The 16,186-nt window shown below is 72.0% G+C and carries 13 protein-coding genes; 5 read left to right on the top strand and 8 right to left on the bottom strand.

The genetic code is table 11. The annotated features are described in order from the left end of the window. Positions 1-86: 86 nt before the first annotated feature. Positions 87-1,439: a hypothetical protein gene (locus tag N8J89_RS01605; RefSeq protein ID WP_283662591.1), complete on the top strand. Its 1,353-nt coding sequence runs from the start codon at positions 87-89 to the stop codon at positions 1,437-1,439. A gap of 24 nt (positions 1,440-1,463) precedes the next feature. Here the strand turns inward: N8J89_RS01605 and N8J89_RS01600 are convergent, their stop codons facing one another. Both N8J89_RS01600 and N8J89_RS01595 read right to left on the bottom strand, forming a co-directional pair. Further along, positions 1,464-2,687, bottom strand: a complete 1,224-nt coding sequence (locus N8J89_RS01600; protein WP_283662590.1) for a YyaL domain-containing protein — start codon at positions 2,685-2,687, stop codon at positions 1,464-1,466. Positions 2,688-2,737: 50 nt separating this feature from the next. Beyond that, complete coding sequence (locus N8J89_RS01595) at positions 2,738-4,342, bottom strand: L-lactate permease (protein WP_283662589.1); 1,605 nt, start codon at positions 4,340-4,342, stop codon at positions 2,738-2,740. A gap of 139 nt (positions 4,343-4,481) precedes the next feature. Here N8J89_RS01595 and kduI point away from each other — a divergent pair, with 139 nt between their 5' ends. The 3 genes from kduI to N8J89_RS01580 are packed head-to-tail and all read left to right on the top strand — an operon-like array spanning position 4,482 to position 6,862. Further along, positions 4,482-5,312, top strand: coding sequence for a 5-dehydro-4-deoxy-D-glucuronate isomerase (gene kduI, locus N8J89_RS01590; RefSeq protein ID WP_283662588.1), 831 nt, complete (start codon positions 4,482-4,484; stop codon positions 5,310-5,312). 27 nt (positions 5,313-5,339) lie between these two features. Beyond that, positions 5,340-6,107, top strand: coding sequence for an SDR family oxidoreductase (locus N8J89_RS01585; RefSeq protein WP_283662587.1), 768 nt, complete (start codon positions 5,340-5,342; stop codon positions 6,105-6,107). Beyond that, positions 6,104-6,862, top strand: coding sequence for an IclR family transcriptional regulator (locus N8J89_RS01580; RefSeq protein WP_283662586.1), 759 nt, complete (start codon positions 6,104-6,106; stop codon positions 6,860-6,862). The genes N8J89_RS01585 and N8J89_RS01580 overlap by 4 nt, the downstream gene beginning before the upstream one ends. A 3-nt stretch (positions 6,863-6,865) precedes the next feature. On the opposite strand, the gene N8J89_RS01575 is transcribed toward N8J89_RS01580, so the two are convergent. Genes N8J89_RS01575 through topA form a run of 4 tightly spaced genes read right to left on the bottom strand, consistent with a single transcriptional unit; the run spans position 6,866 to position 13,538 of the window. After that, positions 6,866-8,086 carry a DNA polymerase III subunit delta' gene (locus tag N8J89_RS01575; protein WP_502868471.1) on the bottom strand — a complete coding sequence of 407 codons (1,221 nt, stop codon included), beginning with the start codon at positions 8,084-8,086 and terminating at the stop codon, positions 6,866-6,868. Positions 8,087-8,112: 26 nt separating this feature from the next. Then, complete coding sequence (locus N8J89_RS01570) at positions 8,113-10,113, bottom strand: bifunctional MFS transporter/dTMP kinase (RefSeq protein ID WP_283662585.1); 2,001 nt, start codon at positions 10,111-10,113, stop codon at positions 8,113-8,115. A gap of 52 nt (positions 10,114-10,165) precedes the next feature. Continuing rightward, complete coding sequence (locus N8J89_RS01565) at positions 10,166-10,609, bottom strand: hypothetical protein (RefSeq protein WP_283662584.1); 444 nt, start codon at positions 10,607-10,609, stop codon at positions 10,166-10,168. Between the two features lie 58 nt (positions 10,610-10,667). Then, the gene (gene topA / locus N8J89_RS01560; RefSeq protein WP_283662583.1) at positions 10,668-13,538 is read right to left on the bottom strand and encodes a type I DNA topoisomerase; all 2,871 of its coding nucleotides are present in this window, start codon (positions 13,536-13,538) and stop codon (positions 10,668-10,670) included. 278 nt (positions 13,539-13,816) lie between these two features. Here topA and N8J89_RS01555 point away from each other — a divergent pair, with 278 nt between their 5' ends. Further along, positions 13,817-14,644, top strand: a complete 828-nt coding sequence (locus N8J89_RS01555) for a S1 family peptidase (protein WP_283662582.1) — start codon at positions 13,817-13,819, stop codon at positions 14,642-14,644. Positions 14,645-14,725: 81 nt separating this feature from the next. Here N8J89_RS01555 and N8J89_RS01550 read toward each other — a convergent pair whose 3' ends face one another. Together N8J89_RS01550 and N8J89_RS01545 are read right to left on the bottom strand one after the other, a co-directional pair. After that, positions 14,726-15,307 (bottom strand): hypothetical protein, encoded by a 582-nt coding sequence (locus N8J89_RS01550; protein ID WP_283662581.1) that lies wholly within the window; start codon positions 15,305-15,307, stop codon positions 14,726-14,728. A gap of 93 nt (positions 15,308-15,400) precedes the next feature. Continuing rightward, a complete protein-coding gene (locus N8J89_RS01545; RefSeq protein WP_283662580.1) occupies positions 15,401-16,099 on the bottom strand; it encodes a hypothetical protein in 699 nt (232 codons plus the stop codon). Positions 16,100-16,186: the final 87 nt, after the last annotated feature.

Genomic DNA, 16,186 nt, shown 5'->3' with positions numbered 1-16,186 from the left:
CGGCCGCGTCGCCTGTGCTGCCGCGAGGAGGACCCGGGCTGATGCGTGCACGCCGCCTATCCGTTGTCTGTGCTCTGCCTGCTGTTGTGTTGCTCGCGCTGGGGCCGGTGGCCGGGGCGGCGCCGCCGCCGACCACGCCGGTGCCGGGGCCGGTGGATCCGAACCAGCCGCCGCTCACCGATCCGAACGCGCCCAAGTTCCCGCCGTTGGTGGCTGACGCGGGGACGGGGCTGGGGATCATCCGGGTGTTGCCGGGGGCGGTGCAGACCAACTCGCCTGGGTTGACCGATGAGGATGAGAAGAAGCTGCCCAAGCAGGCCGTGGGTGAGCTGGGGCTGGGGCTGGCTTCGGCGCAGGTGAACTCGCAGGCGGTGCAGTTCTTCGAGCGGGCCATCGCGGAGTCCTCGCCTGCCGGGTTCGCGGTGAACGGGCGGGCGCCCCGGTTGCCCGGCTCGTTGGCGCAGATGGCGATCCCGGACAATCCGAAGCCGCTCACCGGTGGGTTGACGCCGCCTGCCTCGCCGCTGGACGCGCTGGTGAAGCTGGGGCTGCTCGAGGGCAGTGTGCACGCGCGGTGGGATGAGAAGCTCGGGCCCTGTGTGGAGCCGATCTCCGATGCCCGGACCTCGTTGGCGAGCTTGTCCGCGGTGAACGTGATCCCCGCGATTCCGGGGCTGTTGCCCGGGGGCGGGTCGTTGTTGCGGTTGCCGGACACGCTGAGTGCGCGGTCGACCGTTCGGCTGGTGGATGTGCCTGGGCGGCAAGGGAAAGCGGTGCAGGCGACCTCCACGGTGCAGGTGGCGAGCATCCAGTTGCTGGCGGGCACGCCGGGTGAGGTGCGGATCGACGTGGTCAGCGCGCCGAAGCTGGTGGCGACCTCGACGGGCGATGCCAAGACCTCGACGGTGAAGTACGAGGCTCCGGTGTTGCGGATCTCCCGTGGTGGCAAGGAGCTCGGCAAGCTGGACGCGGCGGCGCCGAAGCTGGACGTGCCGGTCAGCGGGCCGCTGCCGGGTGGGGATGCGTTGCGGCAGCTGGACATCGGGATTCTGCGGCTGTCCATCGCGCAGGTGAACGAGAAGCGGGACGGGGCTGCGGTGGGCGCGGTGGCGCGGCTACTGGACCTCGCGCTGCTGCCCACGGATGCGTTGAAGCTGCCCGGTCTGCCGAGCTCGCTGGTGCAGATCTCGTTGGGTGAGCAGGTGGTCCGGGCGGCGGCCCCGGCCGGTGGGTACGTGTGCAAGGCGGTGACGCCCGCGACCAGCTCACCCGCTCCCGCGCCCGCGCCGCCGCCGGCCAGGGGCAAGGACGCGCCGCCGCCGCTGGCCTACACCAACGCGGCGTACTCCACGGTTCCGCTGCTGTGGACCGGGATGATCCTGTTGCTGTGCGGGGTGATCGTGGTCGCCGCGCTGCCCCGCCGCCGCCGGACCGGCTGACGGGGCACCGCGACCGGGAAGGCGTCAGAGGCCGATGGCCTTGGCGATCTCCCTGGGCTTGAGCACGCGGAGGATGGCCTCCATCAGGTAGTAGTCGCCGTAGGGCAGCGACACCTCGATGCCGTTCTCAGCGCGCCGGTTCTTGGTGCCGCGGGCCAGCACCGCGTCGTGCCGCTCCGACCTGGTGGTCAGGCAGGTCCGGGACAGCGCGTCCAGCACGGTCAGCGCCGTGCTCTGGTAGCGCGGGTTGCCGGTGATCCTGGCCAGGTCCAGCAGCGCGCAGGCGGTGATCGCGCCCGCCGAGGAGTCCCTGATGTCGTGCGGCGCCAGCGGGGAGCGGTAGTCCCAGATCGGCACCGGGCTCTCCGCCAGGTACGGCAGCACGTGGTCGGCCATCCTGGTCGCCGCGGTGAGGAACTCGCGGTCCTTGGTGCGCCGGTAGGCGGTGGTGAACCCGTAGATCCCCCACGCCTGCCCGCGCGACCAGCAGGAGGTGGGGCTGTAGCCCTGCACCGTGTTCGGGCCGATCGCCGCGCCGCTGACCGGGTCGAAGTCGAACACGTGCGGGGTGGAGCCGTCCGGCCGGATGAAGTGCTTGATCGTGGTGCGGGCGTGGCTGGAGGCGATCTCGGCGTACTTGCCGTTCCCGCTGACCTCGGTGGCCCAGTACAGCAGGTCCAGGTTCATCATCGTGTCGATGATGGTGCGGCCCGCGTTGCCGGTGGAGCCCAGCGAGCCCCAGGCCCTGATGAACCTGCCCGCGGTGTTGTACCGCTTGCTCAGCGACTCCGCCGCCCGCACCGCGCCGTCCCGCCAGGAGGTCTCCCCGGTGAGCCGGTAGGCGGTGACCCAGGACGGGTAGAACAGGAAGCCCATGTCGTGGGTGCCGGTGTCCGGGATGCGCGGGGTCAGCCGCAGCGCGGCCTCGCGGGCCCACTTCTCGAACTGCGGGTCCCTGCTGTCCACGAAGCCCAGCCAGAGCAGGCCGGGCCAGAAGCCGCCGACCCAGCCGCCGTCGTTGACCGGGATCCACTTCTCGAACTTGGTCTCCTCGGGGAACGTGGCCACGGTCGGCGCGGTCTTGCGCAGCTTGGCGACCGCGTAGTCCAGGGTCTGGCGCAGCCGGGCCGGGTTCGGCGCGAACGCCGCCTCCGCCGGGGCGGCCAGCGCCGCGCCTGGCGGCATGGCCAGTGCGCCGGCGGTCGCCGCCGCGCCGGTGAGCAGCACACGTCGGGATAGCGCTGTCATCGTTGTTCCTCTCGGGGTTGCCGCACAGGGAAGGGGTGGCGCCCAGGGTCTTAGGGGCTGGGGACCATCCAGCCCAGCACGGGGGTCGACTGCAGGTAGCTGAGGACGCACATGGCCAGCAGCAGCAACAGGCTCCAGCCGAACACCCGGCGGAACACCTCGCCCTCCTTGCCCACCAGGCCGACCGCGGCGGTGCCGATGGCCAGGTTCTGCGGCGAGATCATCTTGGCCATCACGCCGCCGGAGGAGTTGCTCGCGCCGAACAGGATCGGCGAGGCGCCGACCTGCTGGGCCGCGGTGGTCTGCAACCCGCCGAAGAGGGCGTTGGCGCCGGCGTCGGTGCCGGTGATGGTGACGCCGAACCAGCCGACGATCGGGGACAGGAAGGCGAAGAACGCGCCGGTGCCGGCCAGCCCCACGCCGAGGGTGATGATCTGGCCGGACAGGTTCATCACGTAGGAGAGCGCGAACACGCTGAGGATGGCCAGGATCGCCCAGCCGAACTGGCGGATGGTCCGGCCGTAGACGCGCAGCGCCGTCAGCGGGGAGATGCGCAGCACCGGCAGGGCCAGCAGGCCGGAGATCAGCAGCAGGGTGCCGGTGGCCGAGCCGATGTTGAAGGTGTAGCTGGTGGATACCGCTTTCCCAGAGGCCGCGGCCACTTGCAGGCCCGGCCACTGGAACACCCAGGTGGCCTGGTTCAGCACCGACTTCACCGCGTCGAACTGGGCCAGCGAGAAGACCGCCACGATGATCGCGTACGGGGCGAAGGCGACCGCCCGGTCCCGGCGGGAGTCCGGCACCGGTCGCTCGTCAGGGCCGTCACCGCCGCCGACGGTCACCGGCGCGGTGCGGCGGAGCTTGGTCACCACCAGCACCGCGCCGACCGAGACGATCGCGGCGATGATGTCGCAGAGCCGGTAGGAGATGTAGTTGGAGACCACGAACTGGGCGAGGCCGAAGGACAGCCCGGCGGCCAGCGCCACCGGCCATGCCTCGCGCAGCCCCCGCCTGCCGTCGACGATGAAGACCAGCAGGAACGGGATCAGCACGGCCAGGATGGAGACCTGCCGCCCGGCCATCGCGCCGTAGGCATCGGCGGAGAGGCCGGTGACCGAGCTGAGCACGGTGATCGGGTTGCCCATGCCGCCGAAGGCCACCGGCGCGGTGTCCGCGACCAGGGCCAGCGTGGCCGCCTTGAGCGGGTGCACGCCCAGCGCGATGAGCATCACCGAGCAGATCGCCACCGGTCCGCCGCCCCCGGCAAGCGCTTCCAGCAGCGCGCCGAAGGAGAACGCGATGACGATCGCCTGGGTGCGCGGGTCGTCACTGATCGAGCTGAACGCCCGGCGCAGCACCGCGAAGTGCCCGCTGTGCACGGTCAGGTTGTAGATCCAGATCGCGTTGAAGGTGATCCACAGGACCACCAGCACGCTCTGCCCCGCGCCGTAGGCGGCGGAGTTGAGCGCCAGCCCCAGCGGCATCGAGTAGCCGAGCACCGCGATCGCCAGGGACAGCGCCAGTGTGGTCAGCCCGGCCCAGTGCGCCTGCCAGCGGAAGACGCCGAGCAGCACGAGCAGCACCACCAGCGGCAGCAGCGCGAGCAACGCGGAGAGCAACAGCGACCCCGTGGGGTTCGGATCCTGCTGGTACACGGGGGCTGCCTCCTCGCCTGTTCGCGGACTTGTTCCGTTTGTCAGAACGGTGTTCCATGGCAAGCGGCCACATCGTGACACCGCCCAGTCCGAAACGTAAAGGGCCATCCAGCGCATGGGCCCGCACGGGAGGCAATTCATGCAGGTTAGGCACGCGACAAATCCCGCGCAGATCGCCGGTTTCGACACCGAGCAGCTCCGCGCGCACTACCTGGTAGCGGATCTTTTCGAACCGGGACAGGTGCACACGGTGTACTCGCACGAGGACCGGACCGTGCTCGGCGGCGCCGTGCCCAAGCCCGGCGAGCCGCTCCGGCTGCCCTCGGCCGACCCGTTGCGGGCGGAGAACTTCCTGGCCCGGCGCGAGTTGGCGGTGGTGGCGGTGCGCGGCGGCGGCACCGTGACCGTGGACGGCACGGCGTATCGGTTGGCGCATCGGGACTGCCTCTACGTCGGCCGCGGCGCGGTCGACGTCGTGTTCGAATCGGATGAGACGGACTCCCCGCATTTCTACCTGTTCTCCACCCCGGCCCATACCAGCCATCCGACGGAATTGGCGCGGTTCACGGATGTGGACATTCTGGAATTGGGCGAGCCGCGGACCGCGAACGTCCGATCCATCCGAAAGTTCATCCATGTGAATGGAATCAAGTCGTGCCAGTTGGTACTCGGTATCACCACCCTCGCCGAGGGCAGTGTGTGGAACACGATGCCGCCGCACACGCACGACCGGCGCACCGAGTGCTACCTCTACTTCGACCTGCCCGAGGACCAGCGGGTGGTCCACCTGCTCGGTGAGCCTGCCGCGACCAGGAACCTGGTGGTGGCCAACGAGCAGGCGGTGATCTCGCCGAGCTGGTCGGTGCACAGCGGCGCGGGCACGCACGCCTACTCCTTCGTCTGGGCCATGGGCGGGGAGAACCAGGCCTACGACGACATGGACCCGGTCGCGCTGACCGAGCTGCGCTGAGTCGACAGGGTGAACGAGGAGGCCGGGGTGAACGGGGCAGTCCAGCGGTTGTTCTCGCTGCGCGGCCGGACCGCGCTGGTGACCGGCGCGCGCACCGGCATCGGCCGGGCCATCGCCAACGGCCTGGCCAGCGCCGGGGCCGACCTGGTGCTGCTGGGCCGCGGCGGTGACCTCGCCGAGGTCGAGGCCGAGATCAGGGGGCACGGGGTCAGCGCGCGCAGCCTGCTCGTCGATCTGTCCGATGTGGACGGTGTGCAGCGGGAGGTCGGCGCGCTGCTGGCGGATCAGGAGATCGACGTCCTGGTCAACAACGCGGGCACCATCCACCGCCAGGCCGCCGCGGACGTGCCGCTGGCGGACTGGCGGCGGGTGCTCAGCGTCAACCTGGACTCGGTGTTCGCGCTCTGCCAACTGGCCGGGCGGCAGATGGTCGCGCGCGGCTCCGGCAAGATCGTCAACATCGCCTCGCTGCTCAGCTTCCAGGGCGGCATCCTGGTGCCCGCCTACACCGCGAGCAAGCACGCGGTGGCCGGGCTGACCTCGGCGCTGGCCAACGAGTGGGCCGCGCACGGCGTGCAGGTCAACGCGATCGCGCCGGGCTACATCAGCACCAGCAACACCGCGGCGCTGCGCGCGGACCCGGCCCGCGAGCCGGCCATCCGGGCGCGCATCCCGGCCAGGCGCTGGGGCGACCCCGAGGACCTGGTGGGCGCGGCGGTGTTCCTGGCCTCGCCTGCCTCCGACTACGTCAACGGGCACGTGCTGGTGGTCGACGGCGGCTGGATGGGCCGGTGACCGAGGGCCCCGGCGGCGCGGTGGAGAAGGCGCTGGCGGTGCTGGACGCGCTGGCCGAGCACAGCAGGGTCACCGAGCTGGCGCGGGCCACCGGGCTGCCCAAGTCGACCGTGCACCGGGTGCTGCAGACCTTGGCGGAGCAGGGTTTCGCGCTGGCCGACCGGCAGGGCAACTACCTGGCCGGGCCGAAGGTGCTGGCGCTGGCCGGGCGGGTGCTGCAACGGCTGGACCCGGCCCGGCGAGCCCGGCCCGCGCTGGCCGCGTTGCAGGGCGAGACCGGCTGCGCGGTGCACTTCGCCATGCTGCTGGGCGCGGAGCTGGTGTACGTGGACAAGGTCGAGGGCGACAAGCCGTACCGGATGGCCTCCAGGGTCGGCATGAGCCTGCCGCTGCACTCCAGCGCGATCGGCAAGGCGGTGCTGGCCGCGCTGCCCGAGGTGGAGCTGGCCCCACTGCTGGGCCGGTTGCGGCTGACGGCGCGCACGCCCAGGACCGCGGTCAGCCCGGCCGCGCTGCGGGACCGGCTGGCCGGGGCGCGCGCCACCGGGTTCGCGGTGGACGACGAGGAGAACGAGCCAGGCGTGCGCTGCGTCGGCGCGGTGGTGCGCGACCACACCGGCGCGGTGGTCGGCGGGGTCAGCGTGTCCGCGCTGGCGCTGGAACAGGAGCTGGCCGAGCTGGTGGCGCACGCGCCGAGGGTGCTGCGCGCGGCCAGGGAGGTCTCCTCGGCCTTCGGCGCTCCGGAGCCGGGCTGAGCCTCAGCCGTGGTACAGCGTGGTCACCATGGCCTCGATCGCGATCCGCGGCTTGACGTTGAGGCCCAGCGCCTCCCGGCAGGACAGCACCGCCTCCAGCCGCCGCAGGGTGGCCTCCGGGGTCCAGCTGGCGGCCGCGGTGCGGATGTCGGCGGCGCGGTCGGGGTGGTTGAGCGGCACCTCGGCGCCCAGCCGCGCGGTGAGCACGTCCCGGTAGAACCCGGCCAGGTCGACCAGGGCCAGGTCCAGGGCGTCCCGCTGGGTGCGGGTGGCCCTGGACTTCTGCCGCTTCTCCAGGTCCTTGAGCGCGGACTTGGCGCCGCGAGCCGCCGCGGCCACGCCCTTGCCGGTGCCGCCACCGCCGAGCGCGGTCTCCAGCGCGTCCCGCTCGGCGCCGTCCTTGGCCTCGCTGACCGCGGCCGCCTCCGACTCGGCCGCCTTGACCAGGTCGTCAGCGCTGGTGAACACGTCGTTGGGGCGGCGCAGGCCGGTGGGGATGCGCAGCACGGACTCCCGGCGGGCGCGGGCCTCCGGGTCGGTGGCCAGCCTGCGGGCCCGGCCCACGTGGCCGCCGCAGACCGAGGCGGCCCAGGCGGCCAGGTCGGCCGGGATGCCGTCGCGGCGGCGCAGCACGTCCTCGATCGCGGCTACCGTCGGCGTGCCCAGGGCCAGCACCCGGCAGCGGGAGCGGATGGTGACCGAGACGTCCTCCGGGTGGTCCGAGGGCGCGCAGAGCAGGAACACCGTCCGCGACGGGGGTTCCTCGACCGCCTTGAGCAGCGCGTTGGCCGCGCCCTCGGTGAGCCGGTCGGCGTCCTCGATGATCACCACCTGCCAGCGGCCCGCGGTGGGGCGGCGGGCGGCGATCTGCACCAGCGCGCGCATCTCGGCCACCGCGATGGACAGCCCCTCCGGCGCCACCACCCGCACGTCGGCGTGCGTGCCGCTGAGCACGGTGTGGCAGGGGCGGCACTGTCCACAGCCCCAGATCCCGTCGCCGCTGGGCTGCGCGCACTGCAGGGCGGCGGCGAAGGCGCGGGCGGCCACCGAGCGGCCGGAGCCGGGCGGGCCGGTGAACAGCCAGGCGTGGGTCATCGAGCCGGGCTGGATCGGACGGCCTTCGACCAGGTCAGCGGCGGCGCGCGCGGCGGTGGCCAGCACCAGGGCCACGCCGGGCTGGCCGACCACGTCGCCCCACACCCCGCTGGTCGGCGCCTGCTCGATGTCCTCTCGGGTCAGCGTCACGGGTCCTATCCTGCCCCGGCGGCCGACAATCCCGGTTCCGGCGTGCCCTGCTGGCGGTTGGCCAGCACCGGGCGGACCGCCTCGCGCACCCGTTCGGCCACCTCCTCGACCCCGCCACCGGCCTCCACCACCACGTAGCGGTCGGGTTCGGCGGCGGCCATCTCGGTGAGCAGCCGGTGCATCCGCCACGGCTGTTCGGCCAGGTTCGCCGAGGGGGTGGCCGGGTCCTTGTCCAGCAGCACGGTGACATCGGCGGCCAGCCTGCCGGTGGAGAACTCGGCGAGGCCCTCCAACTCGGCGGCGTCCATCCCGGCGCTGGCGCCCAGCTCGGCCAGCGGGCCGTGCACCGAGCGCTCCAGCACCACCACCGCGCCGGCCGCCAGCGCGGGCTTGACCACCTGTTCCACCAGGTCGGCGCGGACCGCGGCGGACATCAGCACGTGCGCCCTCGGGCTGTGCAGCCCGGCCTCGGCCAGCAGCCGCCGCTCCTCCTCCGCGGGATCGGCGGCCAGCACCACCTCCTGGCCCTCGGCGCGCAGCCACTCGGCCAGCCGCTGGGACTGCGCGGAGGTGTCGGCCACGGTGTCGCCTTCCACCGCGATCAACAGCCCGCTGCTGCGACGCTGACGGCGCAGCACGGACATCAGGTCGGACAGGATTGGCCCGCTGCGCCGGTCGTCCATCTGCCGGTAGGCCACCACGCCGAGCACCGCGGCGATGATCCCGGCGCCGAAGAGGATCGGCCGGGTGCCGTCCACGGTCAGCTCCGCGCCGAAGACGTGCCAGGTCCGCGGCGGCAGCAGGCCGACCAGCACCGGGACCAGCGCCATCGAGCCCATCAGCACCAGCCGGACCAGGGACTGCATGAAGGCCACGGTGCGGCCGCGGATGGCGTCCTCGACCTTGGCGCCGATGATGGTCATGCCGGTCAGGAAGGCCACCCCGGCGGAGGCGCCGACGCCGAGGACGGTGAGCAGCGCCAGCCACAGGTGCGGGGCCAGCGCGACCAGCAGCAGCACCGCGCCCGCGCCGACGATGGCCGCGCCGAAGAGCCGGTTGTGCGGGATGCGCTGGGACAGCTTGGGCGCGATGACCATGCCGCTGCCCAGACCGAGGAAGATCGAGACGAACAGCAGGCCGTAGCTGGCGTCGCCGCCCTTGAGGCTGACCGCGTACAGCTTGGCACAGGCGATCACCGCGCCACCGGCGGTGAAGGCGCCGGCGATGCCGATCACCAGGCCGCGGATCAGCGGGGTGGTGCCGACGAACCGCAGCCCGTCCCGGACCAGGGCGAGCACGCTGGCCCCGCGCGCCTGCTCCGCGCCGGGGCCGGCCCGGCCGGAGACCTCCGGGATGCGGGTGGCCACGGTGATCGCGGTGGAGAGGTAGATCAGCCCGTTGAGCACCAGTGCGAAGTAGACGATCTGGGTGGGGGTCAGCGGCAGGAACAGGGTCGGGCCGAGCACGGTCAGCGCGGTGAACAGCCCGGAGGCGGTCACCACGGACACGCCGTAGGTCATCACCATGGACAGCTGGTTGGCCGTCTCCACCTGGTCCGGACGGCGCAGCAGGTTGGGGATCGAGGCGTCCTTGGCCGGCACCCAGAACAGCGTGCACAGCTCCAGCAGGAAGGTGGCCACGAACAGCCACCACAGCGAGCCGGCCAGCGGGATGCTCAGCAGCACCAGGCAGCGCAGCACGTCGCAGACCACCATCAGCCTGCGCCGGTCGAACTTGTCAGCCAGCGCCCCGGCCAGCGGGGCCAGCAGCAGCGCGGGCAGCAGCTTGATCGCCACCACGCCGCCGAAGGCGAAGCTCTGCGCCTGGTAGCCGGTGGTCAGGTTGGTGGCCAGCGCGGTGGTGGCCAGCAGGGCGAGCCAGTCGCCGACGCTGCACAGCGAGTTGACCGCCCACAGCCTGCGGAACGGGCCGATGGCCAGCACGCTGCGCACCCGGTGCACGGTCGAGGCCGACGACTCGGCTGGTTCCTGCCGGATCCTGCTCACCTCGCTCGCGCTGGCGTTCACGTCCCCGAACGGGGCCCAGGGTAGCCGGGAGCTAACTGAAGAGGCCGGAGAACCAGCTGATGAAGCTGGACAGGAACGCGTACACCAGCACCAGGGTGAGCAGGATCAGCGCGAGGAAGCCGAGGGTGGCCGGGGTGATGCCGCCCGCGGGCAGGGCCCGGCGCATGTCCGGCATGCGGGGTCGCGGGATCCGGGCCTTGGGCACGAACCGGCGGCGGGGCAGCGGATCGACCTGCTGGTGGAACGGAGTGGCCTGGGCGTAGCCGGGCGGCGGGGCAGCCCCGTCGGCGGCGAGCGCGGCCTCGATCGCGGCGCGCAGCTGTTCCGGGTCGCCGGGTGCGGAGGGCACCTCGGGTCTGGTGGTCGTCGGCTCCTCCCCCGCCGGGTTGCGGGGCGGGAGCAGCGGGTCGGACATCGGCGGCAGGGGCGACGGGGACTGGGTGCCGTCACCACCGGAGAGCGCGTCCTTGGCCACGGGAGCCACCTCCTGGAACCAGGTTAACGCCGGTTCCGGGAGGTGGCCGGGTGAATCATCAGGACTTGCTGGCCGCCTTGGACTTGCTCGCCGCGGGCTTGGCCGCGGCCTTGGTGGTGCCGGACTTCGCGGTGGTGGCCTTGGTGGTCTTGGCCGCGGTGGTCTTGGCCGTCGTGGTCTTCTTGGCCGCGGTGGTGGTGGTCTTCTTCGCGGCGGCCTTCTTCGGCGCGGCCTTCTTCTTCGGCGCCGGGCCCTTGGCCCGCTTCTCCGCCAGCAGCTCGGCCGCGCGCTCGTCGGTGAGGGTCTCCACGCTGTCGCTCTTGCGCAGCGAGGCGTTGTACTCCCCGTCGGTGACGTACGGGCCGAACCGGCCGTCCTTGACCACCATCGGCTTGCCGGAGACCGGGTCGTTGCCCAGCTCCTTCAGTGGCGGCGCGGAGGCGGCGGCCTGACGGCCGCGCTTCTTCGGCTCGGCGTAGATCGCCAGCGCCTCCTCCAGGGTCACCGTGAACAGCTGCTCCTCGGTGACCAGGGAGCGGGAGTCGGTGCCGCGCTTGAGGTACGGGCCGTAGCGGCCGTTCTGCGCGGTGATCTCCTCGCCGGTGTTCGGGTCGGTGCCGACCACCCTGGGCAGGGACAGCAGCCGCAGCGCGTCCTCCAGGGTGACCGTGGCCAGGTCCATGTCCTTGAACAGCGAGCCGGTGCGCGGCTTGTTCTTGCTGCCCTCGGGCAGGACCTCGGTGACGTAGGCGCCGTAGCGGCCGTCCTTGGCCACGATCTCGTGCCCGGAGACCGGGTCGGTGCCGAGGGTGCGGCCCTCCATCGGGGTGGAGAACAGGGTCTCGGCGATCTCCGCGGTCAGCTCGTCCGGCGGCAGGTCGTCGGGCAGGTTGGCCCGCTGCGACTCACCGGTGGCGTTGCCGCTCTCGTCCAGCTCCGGCCGCTCCAGGTACGGGCCGTAGCGACCGACCCGGACCACCACGGTGCGCCCGGCCTCGTCGGAGAACAGCGGGATCGAGTTCACCTCGCGGGCGTCGATGTGCTCGACGCTGGAGCCGACCAGCTTCTTCAGCCCGCCCGCGCGGCCGATCGAGCCCTCAGGGCCGATCTCGCCGCCGAAGTAGAACCCGGACAGCCAGGCGGTGCGCTCCTGGCGACCGCCGGCGATGCCGTCGAGCTCGTCCTCCAGCGCGGCGGTGAAGTCGTAGTCGACCAGCCGCCCGAAGTGCTGTTCCAGCAGGCCGACCACGGCGAAGGCGACCCAGGAGGGCACCAGCGCGGAGCCCTTCTTCCACACGTAGCCGCGGTTCTGGATGGTGCTGATGGTGGGCGAGTAGGTGGACGGGCGGCCGATGCCCAGCTCCTCCATCGCCTTGATCAGGCTGGCCTCGCTGTAGCGCGGCGGCGGGCTGGTGGTGTGGCCGTCCGGGGACAGCTCGTTGGCCTGGATCGGCTGGTCCTTGACCAGGTTCGGCAGCCTGCGCTCGGCGTCGTCGGACTCGCCACCGGCCTCGGAGTCCACCGCCTCCACGTAGGCCTTGAGGAACCCGGCGAAGGTGATGGTGCGGCCGGAGGCGCTGAAGACGCACTCCTCGCCGCTGGTCGCGGTGCCGGTGATGCGCACGCTCATGGTGGTGCCGCGGGCGTCGGACATCTGGGAGGCGATGGTGCGCTGCCAGATCAGCTCGTAGAGCCGGAACTCGTCGGACTCCAGCTCGTTGGCGACCTGGCCGGGGGTCTGGAAGGACTCACCGGCCGGCCGGATCGCCTCGTGCGCCTCCTGGGCGTTCTTGACCTTGCGGGTGTACTGGCGCGGGGTCTTGCTGACGTACTCCGCGCCGTAGAGGTGGGTGGCCTGCCTGCGCGCCGCGTCGATCGCGGTCTCCGACAGCGTGGTGGAGTCGGTACGCATGTAGGTGATGTAGCCGTTCTCGTACAGCCGCTGCGCGGTGCGCATGGTCCGCTCGGCCGAGAACCGCAGCTTGCGCCCAGCCTCCTGCTGCAGGGTGGAGGTCATGAACGGCGCGTAGGGCTTGCGGGTGTAGGGCTTCTCCTCCACCGAGGTGACCGCGTAGTCCACCCCGGCCAGGGCGCCGGCCAGCGCGCGGGCCTCGGCCTCCACCAGCACCCTGACCTCGGAGCCCTGCTTGAGGCGGCCGTCGGGGCCGAAGTCGCGGCCGGTGGCCAGCCGGGCGCCGTCCACGGTGAGCAGCCGGGCGCCGAAGGTGCGCGGCTCGGCCCGCTCGCCGGCGTCCAGCACCGCGGAGATGTCCCAGTACCCGGCGGGGGTGAAGCGCATCCGCTCGCGTTCGCGCTCGACCACGATGCGGGTGGCCACCGACTGCACCCGGCCCGCCGAGAGCTTCGGCATGACCTTCTTCCACAGCACGGGGCTGACCTCGTAGCCGTAGAGCCGGTCCAGGATGCGGCGGGTCTCCTGGGCGTCGACCAGGTCGTGGTCGAGGTCGCGCGGGTTGGCCGCGGCGGCCTGGATGGCGGACTCGGTGATCTCGTGGAAGACCATCCGGCGGACCGGCACCTTGGGCTTGAGCGTCTCCAGCAGGTGCCAGGCGATGGCCTCGCCCTCGCGGTCACCGTCTGTGGCCAGGTAGAGCTCGTCGACGCTCTTGAGCGCCTCCTTGAGCTCGCTGACCGTGGTCTTCTTGTCCACCGAGACCACGTAGAGCGGTTCGAAGCCGTTGTCCACGTTCACGCCGAGGCGGGCCCAGGCCTCGCCCTTGTACTTGGCAGGCACGTCCGAGGCGCCCTTGGGCAGGTCGCGGATGTGCCCCTTGGAGGACTCCACGACGAAGTTGCGCCCGAGGTAGGAGGCGATCTTACGGGCCTTCGCGGGCGACTCGACGATCACCAGTCGTCGGTTGCCGGAGCCACCGCCCGCCCCGTTTTCGCTGCTCTTCGACCGTGCCACGCGCGCCTGCTTCCTTGTCTGACCGATCTGCCCGTCCACCCGGCCGGGCCCCCCAGCTTGCCGCTTGAACCCCCGTGCAATGACCCATCATGACAGCCGCCACGGGCGGTCTCCCACGCCGACGTGGTCACAGGGCGCTCCGGGCACCCCGTTCAACAGCCGGTAAGACCGTTCACTTCCAGTGTTTCGCCGCCGACTTCCGGGGGTGGCGGCCACCGGTCCGACAGGATGTGCTCGAACGGCACAGTCCGCTTCGCCCTGCTCGAAGGAGAACCCGGATGACCAGGCGTTCTGTCGGTTTTCTCGCGGCTGCGGGAACCGCGTTGACGATCATGGGAACCCTCACCGCCGTCCCGGCGGCGGCCTCGGCGAACGCGGTGGACTACACCGCGATCGTGGCGTTGAACAATTGTTCCGGCTCACTTGTCCGGCCCGCCGGGGTGGCGAACACGGACAAGGCGCTGGTGCTGACCAACGGGCACTGCGTGAAGTTCATGGCCGCGGGCGAGGTGATCGTGAACCAGCCCTCGCAGCGCACCTTCACCCTGCTGAACCCCTCGGCGCAGAACCTGGGCACGCTGACCGCGACCAAGCTGGCCTACGCCACCATGACCGACACCGACCTGGCGCTCTACCAGCTCAAGGAGAGCTACGCCGACATCGAGAGCCGGTACCGGACCAAGGCGCTGACCCTCAACACCGCGCACCCGAGGCAGGGCGCGGACATCAGGGTGGTCTCCGGCTACTGGAAGCGGATCTACTCCTGCAAGATCGACGCCTTCGTGCACCAGGTGAAGGAGGCGAGCTGGACCTGGAAGGACTCCATTCGCTACACGCCGGAGTGCAAGACCATCGGCGGCACCTCGGGCTCGCCGATCATCGACACCGCGGACGGCAGCGTGGTCGGGGTGAACAACACCGGCAACGAGGACGGCGGCCGGTGCACCCAGAACAACCCGTGCGAGGTGGACGCGGCCGGCAACGTGACGGTGCGCCGCGGCATCAACTACGGGCAGCAGACCTTCCAGGTCAACGCCTGTGTCACCGCGGGCAACAACATCGACCCGAACAAGGCGGGCTGCACGTTGCCCAAGCCTCGGCGCTGAGCCACACGTAGGGGTCGAAGGGGCCGTTGCGCACGGTGGGAGTGCCCGCAACGGCCCCTTCGCCTTCGCACTGGCCGGCACTCAGGCGGCCGGCCAGTAGCTGTGCTCGGCCGCCACCGGCGTGGGCCCGACCAGTTCGGCGAGGCGGGCCAGCCGCCGTCGCCCGGTGAAGCGCAGCGCGGGCCCGCCCGCTTTGGCGCCGAGCAGGCTGCCGGCCAGGCCCAGCCGCAACAGGGCCGCGGTGAGCTGCGGATACGTGTGCGGGGCGAGCGGGTCCAGGCCGAGTGAGTAACCGCTGGTCTCCGGCTGGCCCGCGGTCAGCGCCCAGATCCGCAGCGCCGGACCGTCCAGCTCCAGGTCCTCGGGCACGGTCTTCTCCGCGCCGCGCAGCCAGGCGGTGGCCAGCGGCGCGAGGTCGCGGCGGAAGGCGGTGCGCAGCTGCCTGCGCCCGTCCTCGGTGACACCGGCCTCGGCCTGCACCCCGCGCTCGGCGCAGGCCAGCACCACCGCGTGCGCCCGCCAGGACTCGGCCAGCTCCACGGTCACCTTGGCCGCGGCGCCCCGCCCGAACCCGACCGCCTGTCCCGGCCCGCACAGCAGCCCGGCCAGGTCGGCAACCCTGGGTTGCCTGGCCTCCGCGGAGTAGAAGGACAGCTGTCCCACGGGTGCAGCGTAGAACACATGTTCGACTGGAGCGACGCCCAGCTTCACCCGATGGTGTGAACTTTGAGCGGTGTCGACCGCTCCATCGCCGCCTCAGCCGCCGAAGGCGCCCTCGGTGTCCTTGACCATGCGCTGGCACTCGGGCGCCTTGCGGTAGGCCTCCGCCATGCCGGGCGCGGTGCGGACCTCCTCGAACTTGGCCAGCAGCCGGGCCGGGTCCAGCTCCTCGGCGGCGAAGGGCTGGAGCTTCTCCTCGAACCGCGGGTCCTTGACGTCCAGCGCGGCGATCTCCGGCTTCTTCTGCTTCACCACCTCCACCGCCTTGCCCAGGTAGCCGACCACCTCGGCGTGCGTGTCCTGGCGCAGCGCGGCCGGGTGGCCGAGGCGTTCCAGGTCGGCCCGTGCGGTGCCGAGGGCGGTCTCGGTGGCGTCGAGGTAGCTGGCGGTGGCCTGCTTGCGGGCCTCGGGCTGGCGGTCCGGCGCGCTGCTCTTGAGCGCGGTGAGCATGGCCCGCATGGAGCCGCCGAGGCCCTTGCAGAGCGCGTCGTTCCACCGCACCGGGTCGGCCGCGGCGCCGCCGGACCCGCCGCTGCCGCCGGGCGCCGGTGAGCCGGGCTCGGCACCAGGGCTGCTGCTGGGGCTGTTCTGCGGGGCTGAGGTGGCGCTGGAGTCGCTGGACGGCGTGTCGGCACCCTGGACACCCGGCGTGTCGCCGCCGGAGCCACAGGCGGCCAGGACGAGGGTGAGACCGGCAGCCGCGGCCAGGACGCCGGCGGGGGTACGGCGGGCCATGTGCACTCCTTGTTCGCTGGGGTCGCCAGCCGACGTTAGGCGAAGCCCGGTGAGCACGAGGTGCGGCCCGCCCCCGATACCGGGGAC

This window comes from Crossiella sp. CA-258035, from assembly GCF_030064675.1.
Lineage (GTDB): Bacteria > Actinomycetota > Actinomycetes > Mycobacteriales > Pseudonocardiaceae > Crossiella.
This window is presented reverse-complemented; position numbering and strand designations above follow the sequence as displayed.